13 protein-coding genes are annotated in these 15,716 nt (G+C 47.2%); 9 read left to right on the forward strand and 4 right to left on the reverse strand.

The annotated features are described in order from the left end of the window. Window positions 1-179 precede the first annotated feature (179 nt). The 3 genes from ICL55_RS12095 (at window position 180) to ICL55_RS12105 (ending at window position 3,827) form a co-directional block, all read left to right on the forward strand. A complete protein-coding gene (locus ICL55_RS12095; protein WP_188097356.1) occupies window positions 180-1,568 on the forward strand; it encodes an ammonium transporter in 1,389 nt (462 codons plus the stop codon). Window positions 1,569-1,836: 268 nt separating this feature from the next. After that, entirely contained in the window at window positions 1,837-2,919 is a 1,083-nt protein-coding gene (locus ICL55_RS12100; RefSeq protein WP_188097359.1) for a porin, read from the forward strand. A 248-nt stretch (window positions 2,920-3,167) separates the two neighbouring features. Further along, a complete protein-coding gene (locus tag ICL55_RS12105; protein WP_188097361.1) occupies window positions 3,168-3,827 on the forward strand; it encodes a DUF2461 domain-containing protein in 660 nt (219 codons plus the stop codon). Between the two features lie 93 nt (window positions 3,828-3,920). Here ICL55_RS12105 and ICL55_RS12110 read toward each other — a convergent pair whose 3' ends face one another. Together ICL55_RS12110 and ICL55_RS12115 are read right to left on the reverse strand one after the other, a co-directional pair. After that, window positions 3,921-4,172 carry a hypothetical protein gene (locus ICL55_RS12110; protein WP_079471700.1) on the reverse strand — a complete coding sequence of 84 codons (252 nt, stop codon included), beginning with the start codon at window positions 4,170-4,172 and terminating at the stop codon, window positions 3,921-3,923. 315 nt (window positions 4,173-4,487) lie between these two features. After that, on the reverse strand, window positions 4,488-5,477 hold the full coding sequence (locus ICL55_RS12115) for an aspartate-semialdehyde dehydrogenase (protein ID WP_188097363.1): 990 nt from the start codon (window positions 5,475-5,477) through the stop codon (window positions 4,488-4,490). Window positions 5,478-5,628: 151 nt separating this feature from the next. Between ICL55_RS12115 and ICL55_RS12120 the strand changes: the two genes are divergently transcribed. The 3 genes from ICL55_RS12120 to ICL55_RS12130 all read left to right on the forward strand — a co-directional run bounded on the left by ICL55_RS12120 (window position 5,629) and on the right by ICL55_RS12130 (window position 9,990). Continuing rightward, window positions 5,629-7,308, forward strand: a complete 1,680-nt coding sequence (locus ICL55_RS12120; RefSeq protein WP_188097365.1) for a lamin tail domain-containing protein — start codon at window positions 5,629-5,631, stop codon at window positions 7,306-7,308. A 95-nt stretch (window positions 7,309-7,403) separates the two neighbouring features. After that, window positions 7,404-8,069: a DUF5606 family protein gene (locus tag ICL55_RS12125; RefSeq protein ID WP_188097367.1), complete on the forward strand. Its 666-nt coding sequence runs from the start codon at window positions 7,404-7,406 to the stop codon at window positions 8,067-8,069. Between the two features lie 208 nt (window positions 8,070-8,277). Beyond that, window positions 8,278-9,990, forward strand: coding sequence for a M3 family oligoendopeptidase (locus tag ICL55_RS12130; protein ID WP_188097369.1), 1,713 nt, complete (start codon window positions 8,278-8,280; stop codon window positions 9,988-9,990). A gap of 143 nt (window positions 9,991-10,133) precedes the next feature. Here ICL55_RS12130 and ICL55_RS12135 read toward each other — a convergent pair whose 3' ends face one another. Both ICL55_RS12135 and ICL55_RS12140 read right to left on the reverse strand, forming a co-directional pair. Then, entirely contained in the window at window positions 10,134-10,568 is a 435-nt protein-coding gene (locus ICL55_RS12135) for a Fur family transcriptional regulator (RefSeq protein ID WP_188097371.1), read from the reverse strand. 13 nt (window positions 10,569-10,581) lie between these two features. Then, entirely contained in the window at window positions 10,582-11,208 is a 627-nt protein-coding gene (locus ICL55_RS12140; RefSeq protein ID WP_188097373.1) for an SCO family protein, read from the reverse strand. A gap of 221 nt (window positions 11,209-11,429) precedes the next feature. On the opposite strand from ICL55_RS12140, the gene ICL55_RS12145 reads away from it, so the two are divergent. The 3 genes from ICL55_RS12145 (at window position 11,430) to ICL55_RS12155 (ending at window position 15,710) form a co-directional block, all read left to right on the forward strand. Further along, window positions 11,430-11,828, forward strand: a complete 399-nt coding sequence (locus ICL55_RS12145; protein WP_188097375.1) for a MerC family mercury resistance protein — start codon at window positions 11,430-11,432, stop codon at window positions 11,826-11,828. Window positions 11,829-11,837: 9 nt separating this feature from the next. Then, window positions 11,838-13,022, forward strand: a complete 1,185-nt coding sequence (locus ICL55_RS12150; RefSeq protein WP_188097379.1) for a GTP-binding protein — start codon at window positions 11,838-11,840, stop codon at window positions 13,020-13,022. 225 nt (window positions 13,023-13,247) lie between these two features. Next, window positions 13,248-15,710 (forward strand): TonB-dependent receptor, encoded by a 2,463-nt coding sequence (locus ICL55_RS12155; RefSeq protein WP_188097381.1) that lies wholly within the window; start codon window positions 13,248-13,250, stop codon window positions 15,708-15,710. The last annotated feature ends 6 nt before the right edge of the window (window positions 15,711-15,716 follow it).

Consider the following 15,716-nt stretch of genomic DNA (forward strand, 5'->3'; position numbering starts at 1 on the left):
TTGCAAAATACCTTGCTTAGTATTGAAATGAAAGATTAATATTATTATTAAATGTTATATAATTGACTTAATCCTAATTATCATAGCGATTATTCAAATAATTCTATTTTTAGTCCATTCTATTTGATGTTTTAAATTTCACATCTACTTTTATTTAAGAAATTTAAAAATCAAATGCTATGAAGAAAAGTTCATTCCAAGACTACCTCCCCTTTATTTTTCTGGCGGTAATAGCAGTAATTGGAATTTTTATTCCAGCTCTCCCTAATTTTTCAGATGTCAGCAAATATAATACGGCTGATATCGCCTGGATTCTGGTAGCATCTTCCCTGGTATTTTTGATGACGCCCGGCCTCTCCTTTTTCTATGGAGGAATGGTAAACCGGAAAAACGTGATATCTACCATGATGCAGAGCTTTATAGCCACCGGATTGATCAGTGTGGTATGGGTAGTGGTTGGATTTAGTCTGGCATTTGGTAAATCTTATCATGGTATCATCGGTTCTCCTTCCACCTTCTTCATGTTTAACCATGTTGGTTCCGGTGAGCCCTGGAGCCTGGCCCCCACTATTCCGCTGCTGTTGTTTGCGCTCTTCCAGATGAAGTTCGCTATCATCACACCTGCGCTGGTGGTCGGTGCTGTGGCAGAAAGAATCCGTTTTACTTCTTATGTACTCTTCATGGTGCTGTTCAGCATCCTGGTATATGCTCCTATTGCACACTGGACCTGGCATCCGGATGGCATTCTCTTTAAGCTGGGCGTACTGGACTTTGCAGGTGGCACGGTGGTGCATATCTCTGCGGGTTGCGCTGCCCTGGCAGGTGCGCTGGTACTGAAACGCAGAAAGGACCACATTGAAAAGAAAGAACTGCAACCGGCTAATATTCCCTTTGTACTGTTAGGCACCGGTCTGCTGTGGTTTGGCTGGTTCGGCTTCAACGCCGGTTCTGCACTGGGTGCTAATGCGCTGGCGGCTACGGCTTTTGCCACTACCAATACGGCTACTGCTGCTGCTGGTCTCTCCTGGGTGTTCTTTGACGTGATCCGTGGCAGAAAACCGTCAGCCCTCGGCTTCTGCATCGGCGCTGTAGTAGGTCTGGTGGCCATTACACCTGCTGCTGGTTATGTTGCTATCCCACAAAGTATATTCATCGGCTTTATTGCTGCTATCGTTTCTAATATGGCAGTTCACTGGAAATCAAAAACCAGTATCGACGATACTCTCGACGTATTCCCCTGTCATGGTCTCGGTGGTATGGTAGGCATGCTGTTGACCGGCATCTTTGCTACCAAAGCGATGAACCCGGGCGGCAACGATGGCTGGCTGTATGGCAACTTTGAGCTGTTCAAAAACCAGGTACTGGGACTGTTGCTGGTGGTGGCTTACAGCTTCACCGTGTCTTATGGCATCTTCAAACTGATCAACTTCATTCATCCACTGCGGGTTTCTGAAGATGAAGAAGCGCTTGGCCTGGACGTTACCCAACACAATGAACACTATCATCCTGCCATGCTGAGTGTTACCGACAACGGCTCACTCAAAGAAGAAGAACTGGTGCACTCCTGAAAAGTGCCACCAGTCATGACCCTCCGTGATAGTAAGTTCTTTGAGTTCGATTCTGACCTTTATCAATTTTATTAAGACGTATAGATAATATCCGTTTGAAAGATCTGGAATGGATAATTAATGAGATAGCATGCTGTAAATAGTGAAACGCTTTCTTAATTATCCATTCCTAACTATGTAGCATTAGCACGCACGCACATCCCCAAAACAATCCGCAGGAGAAGGCCGCATCATTACTTACCATTTTTATCAACCAAACTATAAGTACATGAAACGAATGCTAACGACCTTATTTGTTATGGGTAACACCCTTGTTGCCTGGTCTCAATCTTCTGACACCCTGCCGGCACCGGCATTCAAGATTTCAGGTTCTGCGGACGTCTATTATAAATATAACCTGAACGGTAATTATACCGATAATAAAACCAGTTTCACCAACTCCCACAACTCATTTGAATTGGGAATGGTTTCGCTCAAAGTGGAGCACGGATTTAAAAAAGGTAGCATAGTGGCCGATCTCGGCTTTGGAAAAAGGGCTGGTGAATTTTCCTATAATGAACCGCCGTCACCGTCAAACGGCTTGTCAATGGCCATCAAACAATTATATGTATCCTATCAGCTGACAGAGAAAGTAAAGCTGAGCCTGGGTAGTTACGCTACCCACGTAGGATATGAACTGGTAGATGCTTACCAGAACCGGAACTATAGCATGAGTTATATGTTTAGCTACGGCCCGTTTTTTAATACCGGGGTAAAAGCAGATATCACCCTCAGTTCTTCCCTGAGCGCGATGGTAGGCGTGTTTAATCCTACCGATCTCAAATCAGTCACCTTAAACAGTCATAAATATATAGGCGCACAGCTGGGCTTTGCCCCGGCCGAAACGCCCATCAAACTTTATCTCAACTACCTCGAAGGGAAAGATACGCTGGGCGTGCAAAACCATCAGGTAGATGTGGTGGCCACCTATCAGGTAAATAATGTACTGGGACTGGGTTACAACGGTACCTACAGCACTTATATGAACACCCGTGCGCCTAAAGAGGACCGCAGTAGTGCCAACTGGTGGGGTTCTGCGCTGTATGTGAATTGCGACTTCACCCACAAAGTGGGACTTACGCTCCGCGGGGAATATTTCAGTGATAAAGACGGCGTGAAAGTATTTGGCGCCGTACCGGGCGGAGGCAGTGTAGTGGCGGGCACCTTATCGCTCAATTATAAGGCAGGAAACCTGACCATCATACCGGAGTTCAGGGTAGATAAAGCGTCGGTGGACATTTTTAATAAATCAGGTGGAACGCCCACCGGAGTCACAGCAAATGTACTGTTTGCTGCTGTATATCACTTTTAAAACCAAAATCTGACTGGTATAGGAAAGAGAATACCGGGAACCCTTACTGTGAAGGAGGTGGGCTCAAAAGGCCTGCCTCTTTTGCGCTTTAACACATTAGCCCCGGGCTTCAGCTTGTTGTATCATACACCTCAGCGGCTTCCGGCTTTCGCCTGTTTCGACAGTTGAATCACATCATAGCCCCGGGCTTTAGCCCGGGGAAATTTTATCAGCCGCATGTATTATCTTGCTATAAAAAAATAAAAACAATGTTACAGCCTTCCACGTTGAAGTTTCTGAAATCACTGAAACAACATAATAATAAGGTCTGGTTCGACGAGCATCGGGATCAGTATCTGACTGCCAAGACAGATTTTGAAAGCATGGTCCAGCAACTGATAGATGGTATGGCCAAACAGGACGCCACGCTGGACGGGTTACAGCTGAAAGATTGTGTTTTTCGTATATACAAAGACGTTAGATTTTCGAAAGATAAGACGCCTTACAAAATAAATATGGCCGCATCCTTTCAGGCTGGCGGAAAGAAGTCTACCCTTGCCGGGTATTATTTTCATCTGGAGCCGGGGGGCAATAGTTTTGCCGGCGGCGGCCTCTGGATGCCACCGGCCCCGGAACTGAAAAAGGTCCGGCAGGAAATTGACTACAACTTCGAAGAATTTGAACGCATCATTGCCAATAAAGGTTTTATCAAACATTTCGGAAAGGTAGAAGGCGATGCCCTCAAAACGGTACCCCAGGGATATCAGAGCGATAATCCCGCTATAGCCTACCTGAAATTAAAAAGCCTCATTGTATCACACCCCATAACGGACGATGCTTGCGTACAGCCATCACTCGTTCGGGAAATCTTAAAAACATTTGCGCTCATGCAACCGCTGATTGCATTCATTAACCGTGCAATGGACTGACCCATTTAGTCATTTTTTCATTTTGTTATTAACTATTGCATTGGGCATAGACATTAAATAGCCAAATAACAAAATGCAAAAATGACTAAATGATTAGTTTTTGTGAATCAGAAACTCAAACGGACGCGCTTTTCTGTTCTTCAGTAAATTCTCCTTGTCTGTACGCGCGTGGGCAAACCGTTGATTGTAGACATTTGCCACCTCAATGATAGGAATTATTCCATCCAGTGTGTCCTGCTGGTCCACGATGTTCATGATTCTGGACACCTGTGAGGAAAAATTGGTGCTCCACTCTTCGGTAAACTTGTGCATTAACAAAAGCTCACGATTGGTGTTGGTTTTCATAGGACTAAAGGGTGTTTTCTGATTAGAAAATAACGAAAATATCCGGCATCTCTCTAAAATTGGACTACTCTTTTTGCAAAAAGCTTAGTTGGCATAGGATTATGTTATCAAAATTGGATTTTATAAGCCACAAATCAATACTACTTCCGTGTAATTTTTACACTTTGTATGTTATACAATTGTGAAATATCCAAAAAAAAGCAAGCGATAAGACGCTTGCTTTTAAGGAGTTATGATTTCATTTTTCGTATAGTCATACGCGGGGCTACGTTTAGGGTGTATTACGGCACACAATTACATAGCACGACAGTATGATTATAACCAATTCTTTTGTTGCAAATATTCTGCAATCTGCACCGCATTTGTCGCGGCACCTTTGCGCAGGTTGTCCGCTACAATCCACATGTTTACTGTGTTTGGCTGCGTTTCATCACGACGGATACGACCTACAAACACCTCATCTTTATCGTGTGCGTCTTTCGGCATCGGGTATTGTGCCTTAGACGGATCATCTACCACGATCACGCCAGGAGTCTGGGAAAGCAGCGTCCGTACTTCATTCACGTCGTAGTCATTTTCAAACTCGATGTTCACCGCTTCACTATGCCCACCCATTACCGGAATACGTACAGTCGTCGCCGTTACCTTGATGTTGTCGTCGCGCATAATTTTTTTGGTCTCGTTAACCATCTTCATCTCCTCTTTCGTATAGCCGTTATCGAGAAATACGTCGATCTGAGGAATAACGTTCAGGTCTATCGGATAAGCATATGCCATTTCACCACTGATGCCTTGTCTTTCGTTCATCAGCTGGGTCACCGCTTTTACACCGGTACCGGTTACAGACTGGTAGGTAGATACCACCACTCTTTTAATCTTGTATTTCTCGTGCAGGGGCTTCAGCACCAGCACCATCTGTATGGTAGAACAGTTAGGATTCGCAATGATTTTGTCTTCCTGTGTCAGGGCATCACCATTTACTTCCGGGACCACCAGCTTTTTAGCAGGGTCCATTCTCCAGGCGCTGGAGTTGTCGATGACAGTAATGCCTGCTGCTGCGAATTTAGGCGCCCACTCCAGGGAGGTGCTGCCACCAGCAGAGAAAATAGCCACATTAGGCTTCATGGAAATAGCCGTATCAGCGCTCACCACCTTCCAGGTCTTACCCTTAAATGTTACTTCCTTACCTACGGACTTCTCTGAAGCCACGGGAATCAATTCAGTGACAGGGAAATTCCGCTCTGTCAACACCTGTAACATTTTTGAGCCTACCAGACCGGTCGCTCCTACTACGGCAACTTTCATTTTGTTTTACATTTTAATTTTTGGAGTCCCAAAATTAATATATACGCACCGCTTTTCATAACAATCGGAGGTATTTATTCGGTGTTAAGACGGCATTAACATACAAATGCCGGATTACCTGTATGTTTAGGACTTAACCCCTTTTTAAGCCATGAATATACCCATTGTTTGTATCGCCCTGCTGTGGCAGGTTGCACCAGGCAGAGACACGGCTGTCTCCCCTGTTTATGACGTTGTCATTCATGAGATGATGATAAAACCCTCTCCCTCAATAGGTTTGCCACCTTTTGAATACATTGAACTGCGTAACCGAAGCAGTAAGGCGGTACAGCTACAACGCTGGACCCTGGCGGTCAACAAGCGGGAGGTGACGCTGCCATCTTTTCTACTGCAGCCAGACAGCCTGCTGGTACTATGTTCGCCGGCTGCCGGCTTTGCAGCGCCCAATGTGCTGCAGGTAGACCGGTTTCCGGCATTACCGGATGACACCGGACAGGTAGTACTGTATAACCATCGCCGGGAAGTGATACATGCGGTGGCCTACACTCCTGCCTGGTATGGTCTGCCTACGGCGTCACAGGCAGGCCGTAGCCTGGAAATGCTGGACCCGTCGTTGCCTTGTAGCGGTAAAATAAACTGGATGGCTTCTACTTCCCCTGCGGGTGGTACGCCGGGAGGGTACAATGCCGCCGCCAGGCGTATAACAGATGATACCCGGCCAGACCTTTATTTTATAGAGATGCCCGACAGTCTGCACTTACTGCTGCACTTCAGTAAAACACTCGATAGCCTGAAGGCAGCCTCCCCTGTCAGCTATCAGGTAAGTACTTCTTCGGTGGCTGCTGTGACAGTACTATCTCCTTTGTTTAACATTGTAGCCCTTCAGCTGGCATCGGCTGCTGATTCCGGAGCCGTCGTCCTGCATGGTATTTCCGATTGCGCGGGAAACGAAAGCGGCATAAAAAATAGCCTGTCGTTTATACGGCCGCAGCCACCGGTTCCGGGCGATCTGGTCATCAATGAACTGCTGTTTGATCCGCCTGCCGGCGTGCCGGAGTTTATAGAAATATATAATCGCAGCGCGCATGCTATTAGCCTCCGGAATATTTTTCTTTGCGCCAGAAAGGCAGACGGGCAGTGGGGCCCCATAAAAAGAATAGTTGCCAACAGCCGTTTGCTGATGCCCGGGCAATGGCTGGCCCTGACCACCGCGGCTGATCGCCTGTGCGGCTATTACCGTTGTGATAACCCGGAAAATATACAGGAAGTGGCCAGCCTGCCGGCTATGCCGGCTGAAAGTGGCAGTCTGTTGTTGCTGGCGGATAGCGTGTTGCTGGATGAAGTTCGTTACCAGTCGGCTTTTCATTTCCCTCTGACAGGCCAGCCGAAAGGCGTGGCCCTGGAACGCAGAGAGGACGGTGATACGGCCAAATGGATATCTGCCGCTGCTTCTGCGGGATACGCCACACCCGGATATGCTAATTCCCACCCATGGCGGGAAATGGCAGACAACGCCCGCGTAGCGCTGGAACCGGCAATATTTTGTCCGGACAATGCTGCGCCGGAAAATCGGGCCGTGCTGCAATGGACACTCCCCGAAGCCGGATGGGTGGGCCATGTAACGGTCTTCACTGCCGATGGTGCCCCTATCCGTTACCTGGCGCGGAATATGACGATGGGAAATAAAGGGAATCTCTACTGGGATGGATTTGGAGAAAATAAAGTACTTTTGCCGCCAGGTATTTATATATTTTTAATTGAAATATTTGACCTCAAAGGCCGGGTAAAACGCTGGAAACAGTCCCTGGTCATGGCACGAAAGTTGAATTGATGCCAGCCCTTTGCTAACGGCATTTTCAAGGTGAAAATTTGTCAGCGGGCAATCTATTATAATTATTTATATTTGCGCTTCCTAAAAATTAGAACATGCAGTACAGAGAAATTGTTGCAGTAACCGGATTGGGCGGTTTGTTTCAGTTAATTGCCAGCAAACAAGATGGCGCCATCGTTAGGTCACTGGAAGATAAAAGCACAAGGTTTGTATCTTCCCGCGTGCATAATTTTACTCCACTGGAAAGTATTGAAGTTTTCACTACCGGTGAAAACGTAAACCTGGCTGAAGTATTCAAAGCCATGGACGAAAAAGCAGCTGCTTATCCGCTGATTGACGGCAAAGCAGACAATAACGCGATCAAAGCTTATTTCAAAAACGTATATCCTGAATTCGATGAAGAAAGGGTATATGTGAGCGATATGAAGAAAATGGTGAAATGGTTTGGTATCCTCAAAGCGAACGATCTGCTGAAGTTTGAGGAAATCCTGGCCGAAGGTGAAGAGGTAGTGGAAGAAGCAGTGGAAGCGGAAGAAGCTCCGGCTCCTGCTAAAAAGAAAAAAGCTGCTGAACCTGCTGCAGAAGAAGCTGCCGGTGAAGAAAAGCCTAAAAAGCCACGCGCTAAAAAAGCGGCTGCTGCTGAAGGTGAAGAAGAAAAAGCACCTAAGAAAGCAAAAGCTAAAAAAGAAGATGCTCCTGCTGCCGAAGGTGAAGAACCTAAAAAAGCGGCTAAACCCCGCAAGAAAAAAACAGAAGAGTAAGCTATTGGATCATTTGATTATTTTGATATGTAGTATAGCCACTTCTGCGCTTTATTTCTAAATAATCAAATAACCAAATAACTAAATAACAAAATAATTCAGGCTTCCGCATACAGTACTCCACTGTAACGGAAGCCTGATTCATTTGGGGGAATTGAGGTAAATTGACTAAATTCCGCATCCGAAAAATTCAGTAAAACATCAGCACATGAACGCAGATATAAAAAAACTTCCCCGCCACTTTCTTCCGGAAACGTTTGAAGTGACTACCTGGGACGCACTGCAGCCATACTATGAAGCGCTGCAGCAAAGAAACATCAACAGCGTGGCAGACCTGGAACAATGGCTGAAAGATATCAGTGAACTGGAGGCCGTGGTCAGTGAAGACGCCTGCTGGCGCCAGATCAAAATGACCTGCGATACTACCGACAAAGAACTGGAAGACGCTTTCACCTACTTCTGCATGGAGATACAGCCCCGCCTGCAACCCTACGCAGATGCGCTCAATAAAAAACTGCTGGACAGCCCGTTCCTGAAGGAACTGGACCAGGACCTGTATAAAACTTATCTCCGTAACGTAGAGAAACAGGTGAAACTTTTCCGCGAGGAAAATATCCCCCTGCAGGCGGAACTAAGTGTAACAGGACAACAGTACGGCGTTATCTCCGGTAAAATGACCATCACGGTTAACGGAAAGGAATATACGCTGCAACAGGCGGCAAAATTCCTGAAAAATGAAGACCGCGCACTGAGAGAGGAAGTATTTGGTAAAACGGCTGCCCGCCGCCTCCAGGACCGTGAAAAACTGGATGAACTGTATACCGGCCTCGTACAAAAACGAGACCTGGTTGCCAAAAATGCCGGCTTCGCCAATTATCGCGATTACAAGTTCGTAGAACTGGGCCGCTTTGATTACACCAAAGAAGATTGTTTCCTGTTCCATGAGGCAGTGAAAACTCATATCCTGCCGCTGGTTCAGCAAATACTGGAAAAACAGCGGGCTAAACTGAAAGTGGATAAACTGAGACCATGGGACACAGACGCTGAACCAGTGGGCGTAAAGCCACTGGAGCCTTTCCAGACCGGTGAGGAACTGATCACTAAAACAATTAAAATCTTCGACCAGCTCGGGCCCTTTTTTGGTGACTGCCTGCGGGTGATGAAAAAAATTGGCCGTCTCGATCTGGAGAGCCGTATTGGTAAGGCTCCCGGAGGATACAATTGCCCGCTGGCGGAAACCGGTGTGCCATTTATCTTTATGAACGCGGCCGGCCAGATGGGCGACGTAACTACCATGGTACACGAAGGCGGTCATGCTATTCATTCCTTCCTCAGCCATAACCTGTCTCTGAGCGCCTTTAAGGAGTATCCCATGGAGATCGCCGAAGTGGCCAGCATGAGCATGGAACTGATGACGATGGGAGATCTGGATATTTTCTTTGAGGACAAAGATGAACTACGCCGGGCACGTCTTCAGCAGCTGGAAAGGTCCATTACCGTTTTCCCCTGGATTGCCACGATCGATAAGTTCCAGCACTGGGTATACGAACATCCGCAACATACTACCGAAGAGCGTACTGCTAAATGGCTGGAAATACTGAACGAGTTCTCCCCTGCCGTAGTGGACTGGAGCGGATATGAAGACTACCGTGCTGCCAACTGGCAACGACAATTGCATCTCTTTGAAGTGCCCTTCTATTACATTGAATATGGTATTGCTCAATTAGGGGCTATCGCCATGTGGAAACAGTTCAAGGAAAACAAACAACAGGCACTGGACAATTACGTACAGGCGTTGAGTTTAGGAAACACTAAAACACTTCCTGAATTGTATAAAGCTGCCGGTATCCGTTTCGATCTGTCTCCGGCTTACATTAAGGAGCTGGCTGATTTTATGAGAGGCGAGATAGAGAAAATTTAGAAATTTTTTGATTTACGATTTTTTGATTTCGTGAATAAGAAAATTTTGTAATAAAAAAGCGAAGACCAAAACAACTGGTGTTTTGGTCTTCGCTTTTTATCATTTCACGAAATCAAAAAATCGTAAATCAAAAAATCCCTACATTATTTACAGGATTTACATACTCCGTTTACCACCACCTCCACATTATGCATGGCATAACCTTTCGGTAGCTGTATGCTGGGAACGTCGGTTTCATCCAGGCAGGTAGTGGCGCCACAGTTCTCACACTTAAAATGCACATGGTGATCATGATGATGGTGCTCCGTACATTCAGATTTGCATACGGCATAACGTACAGAGGTATCTGTGGTAGGAATCCTGTGTATAATTCCTTTTTCAAGAAATGTCTGCAGGGTACGGTATACGGTCACACGGTCAAATGATTTGCCCGCGAGTTTTTCAAAGTCACTGTGTTCAAGTGCTCCGTTACTTTTCATGAACAGCTCCAGGATTTTCACTCTGGTATCTGTAATGCTCAATTTGCTATCCCGCAGTAAGGTGCTTATTCTTTCTGTTAATTGTTGTTTGGTACCCATGATGAAAAAACTTTTATTCTTCCATTAATCGGTCGATATCGTCAATCAGTTTATCTACGTCTTGTTTTTTGGTGCCTTCATACAGCCCGCGTATCTGTCCGGTTTTATCTACCAGGGCAAACCATTGGGTGTGTACAAAGTCTTCGTCGCCGGTGTAAGTGCCGTCATCCACCAGATAACCCTGACGGGCAAGTGCATACAGCTCTTTTTTGGTGCCGGTAAGGAACCACCAGTTTTTGGAGTCCGCACCATGCTTTTCGGCGTAAGCTTTTAATACCGGAACGCTGTCATGCTCAGGGTCCACCGTATGAGACAAGATCAGAAAGTTGGGCTTGTCTTTATATTTAGCGTATACTTTTTCCATGTTGGCATTCATCTTCGGACAAATACCGGTGCAAGTGGTGAAAAAATATTCTGCTACATAAACCTTGCCCTGCACGTCTGCCTTGCTCTTGGTATGCCCGTCCTGATCAGTAAAGGAAAAACCCTGAACAGTATGGCCCGGCGCACCGAGAATCGGCAACTTTTCCTTACCCAGGAAAGTTCCCCTTTCCCCTTTAATAACATAACCGGCATATCCCAGAAATCCGAGGCTCAGCACGGTGAAAAATACTGTATATAAGATCGCTTTCTTAGACATAGGTGAAAAATCCCCGCTGTTTAACGTCAAAAATTAGTCAATGCACAAAGGTAACACTTGTTTGACAGACACGAATCATATAAAGCTATTTTGCCCTGTTTTAGGTAGATAATCAACCAATTAAGAATTATTTTAAAAAATATGTAAAAATCATGCTGTTTTTTATTTGCAACATTGTTGCAAAATTACATAGTTTTGTGACAGGATCAAAATTCGGTAAGGTGGAGAATATATTTAGAAGAATGAATCTGGACACGATAGGAATAGGTGCTTCTATGATCTGTGCGGTACATTGTGCCCTGTTGCCCTTATTGTTTGCTGCGCTCCCGCTATTGGGAATGGAAATAACGGAAAATACGGTACTGGAATACTGCCTGTTGCTGCTTTCCTTTGGGATAGGTGTGCTGGCCCTCGGCCAGGGGTACCTGCGTCATCACCGCCGGCTGTCGCCGCTGTGGCTGTTTGTTTCGGGCTTTGCTCTGCTGCTGGCCGGCCACTTCTGGACGGAAACCGCTGCCTGGGAATATACCCTGATCTGTATCGGGGCCGGCGCCATCGTGGGCGCCCACCTGCTCAATCAGCGTCATCGCCGCTACTGCAGGATACATAAACATCACTAACAAAAAGATATGAAAAAATTACCCGTTACCGTGCTGAGTGGTTTCCTCGGCGCAGGGAAAACTACGCTCCTGAATCACGTATTGCATAACCGTGAAAATCTTCGTGTAGCCGTTATCGTTAACGATATGAGCGAAGTGAATATCGACGCTCAACTGGTGAGAAATGAAAACACCCTGCACAAAACAGAAGAGCGACTGGTGGAAATGAGTAACGGTTGTATTTGCTGCACGCTGCGCGACGACTTGCTCGTGGCGGTGGAACAACTAGCCAGGGAAAACCGCTTCGATTATCTGCTGATTGAATCCACAGGTATTTCTGAGCCGGTTCCGGTAGCCCAGACTTTCTGTTACCAGGACGAACACAATGGCATAGACCTGAGCGCGATCAGTCGCCTTGATACGATGGTCACCGTGGTAGATGCCTATAACTTCGCACGTGACTACAGCAGCATCGCATTACTGCAGGACCAGGGCCTGACAACAGATGCGACCGACCAACGAACAATCGTGAACCTGCTCACTGATCAGGTGGAATTTGCCAATGTGATTGTGCTGAATAAATGCGATCTCGTTACTCCCGAACAATTGGGCAATCTGAAAGCGCTCCTGCGCAAACTCAATGCCACCGCGGTGATCATAGAAGCGGTAAACGGACAGGTGCCGCTGCATCAAATCCTGAACACCGGCTTGTTTGATTTTGAAGCGACTTCCCAAAGTGCAGGCTGGCAGGCAGAGCTGGAGCATGAGCATACCCCCGAAACAGAAGAATACGGCATTAGCTCGTTTGTATACCGAAGCCGGAAGCCTTTCCATCCGGAACGTTTCTGGCAATATCTGAACGAGCACTGGCCTGGTAATATCATCCGCAGTAAAGGCTTGTTCTGGCTGGCATCACGGCCCAAACTGGCAGTCAACTGGAGTCAGGCGGGCGGTTCGCTCCGGGCGGAGAAAGCCGGTTACTGGTGGTGTGCCATCCCTCGCCAACAATGGAACCTCGACGAAGAAATGTATCAACTGATCACCGGTCGCTGGGATGAACGCTTCGCGGACCGTTATAATGAACTGGTGCTGATCGGACAGGATATAGACCAAGCCACCATTACAGCGGAACTGGACCGCTGCCTTTGTACCGAAACAGAAGTGAGCCGTTATTTGCAGGGGGCTGTTTTCCGTGACCCCTTTCCGGCGATGTAAACCTGCTGTGGATGCAATGTGGCGGCAATCCCGTTTTCGTCTTGTACCGTCACCGGCTCAACATCTCCCTGGTTAAATTGAATTTAGGTTAGTCTAAATAATAATTAAGGCAAGTATAAAATAGAATTATAGTTTTGTGAAAAATAACGCCAGTCGCGAGGGGAAGTGTTATCACTTATCCCGGGACCCCGTGCGACTGCTTTACCTACAAGTGTCTGATTTTGCATGAAACATTTATTTACACTATTGGGTGCCCTGTTGCTGGTAATATCGTTACAAGCCCAACAGGGGACCATCACGGGAAAAATTACCGCTAACGGCAAACCGGTACAATTTGCAAACATCGCTGTACCGGCGTTGAAAGCCGGCGCTGTGGCGGACCAACAGGGAGTGTTCGTAATCCGGAACCTCCAGCCGGGGACGTATGATATTAAAGTATCCATGATCGGATACCAACCCCTGACGTTGAAAAAAAGCATCCGCAGCAATCAAATTATCACGCTGGATATCACGCTGGAAGAGGATCTGTCTAAACTGAATGAAGTGGTGGTGACAGGTGTGTCGCGTGCTACTGCCGTGCGCAAAAATCCTATACCCATTGCCGTTATAGGTAAGAGAGAGATGAACATGCACGTCAATAGTAATATTATTGATGCCATTGTAAAAGGTGTACCCGGTGTAAGCGCTGTTACCACAGGGCCCAACATCTCCAAACCTTTTATCCGGGGCCTCGGCTATAACCGCGTGCTGACGCTCTTCGACGGCGTTCGGCAGGAAGGGCAGCAATGGGGTGATGAACACGGTATTGAAATAGACCAGTACGGCATTGCCAGAGCAGAGGTGGTGAAAGGCCCGGCCAGCCTTACTTATGGCTCTGATGCACTCGCCGGTGTTATTAACATGATACCGGATGTTCCGGAAACGGCGCCGGGCAAACTCCAAGGTAATTTCCTGACAGACTACCACACCAACAACGGTATGATTGGTTCTTCACTGGGCCTGGCCTACCGTAAAAACGACTGGAAATATGTGCTGCGTGGCACTGTGAAAACGGCGCATAACTACCGCAATAAAGTAGATGGTTTTGTATACGGCACCGCCTTCCGCGAATATAATGTTACCGCGCTGGCCAGGGTGGATAAATCCTGGGGACATTCGCAGTGGGGAGCCAGCCTGTACGATAATACACAGGAAATCCCCGATGGCAGCCGTGATTCGCTGACGCGTAAATTTACCCGGCAGGTGAAAGATGCTGACGATGATATCAAAAACAGGCCCATCGTGCCCGACAACGAACTGCGTGCCTATACCCTGAATCCGTTGCATCAGCATATTCAACACTACCGCTTATACAACCGTACCCGCTGGCAGCTTGGTAAAGGAGACCTTAACTCCCTGCTGGCGGTGCAACAGAGCGTACGCCGGGAATATAACCATCCGGAGATGACGGCCCAGCCAGGGTTGTACGTAGTGTTGAACACGCTCAATTACGACCTGCGTTATAACCTGCCAGCCATCGCCGGCGTGGAAACCACCGTGGGCGTGAATGGCATGTATCAGCATAACCGCAGTCGCAACGCCACCGATTTTCCGATTCCTGATTATAACCTGTTTGATATCGGTGGTTTTTTCTTTGCCAAAAAAACCATTGGTCAGCTGGACATATCCGGTGGCCTTCGTTATGATAGCCGGCATATCCGGTGGAATGATTTTTATGTAGGTCCCAATAAAGACAATGGTTTCGACAAAAAATATGATCTGCCCGATACAGCCGGCGCAAAGTTGCAGTTCCCCGCCTTCCGCCATAACTACACCGGTATCTCCGGTAGCCTGGGCGTTACCTGGAACCTGAGCCAGCGGGTAATGCTGAAGGCGAACATCGCCCGGGGGTACCGGGCGCCCAATATTACAGAAATCGGTTCCAACGGGCTGGACCCCGGCGCCCATATTGTGTATCTGGGCAACCGGGAGTTTAAGCCGGAATTCAGCCTCCAGCAGGACCTGGGCTTCCTGGCCTATTTGCCCGATCTGGATATCAGTGTGGAAGTGTTTAACAATAACATCGACAATTATATCTACCAGGCAAGATTGTATGATGTCAATGGCGAGCCGGTAGTGATAGTGCCCGGTAACGCCACGTATCGTTACCAGCAATCCGGTGCGCGGTTGTATGGGGCAGAAGTGAGTGTAAATCTGCATCCGCGTGCTGTGCCCTGGTTGACGATGGATAACAGTGCGACCTATACGGAAGGCCGGAACCGTAACCAGGCGCTCATAGATTTACATGGCGATGCGGCTCGTTATCTTCCCTTTATACCGCCGCTGCATATACGTTCTGCCCTGAAGGCGACCGCATCCCGCAACTTTGGGGTATTGTCCAAAACCTATGTGCGGGCCGAGGTGGACCGTTTCTCCGCACAGCATCATTTTTATGGCGTAGATAATACGGAGACTTACACTGCCGGCTATACGTTAATTAATGTAGGAGCAGGTTCGGGAATTGTTAATAAGAAAGGAAAAACCGTGATGGAGTTGTTCTTCCAGCTGGACAATGTATTTGACGTGGCTTATCAGGCCAACATGAACCGGTTGAAATATTTCGAATACTACAGTGCTTCCCCTAATGGCCGGACGGGTATCTATAATATGGGAAGAAATTTCAGTGCGAAGGTAATTGTACCTTTTTAGATGATG

Origin of the sequence: Chitinophaga varians (assembly GCF_014529945.1) — a bacterium.
In the GTDB taxonomy this organism is placed as follows: domain Bacteria; phylum Bacteroidota; class Bacteroidia; order Chitinophagales; family Chitinophagaceae; genus Chitinophaga; species Chitinophaga varians.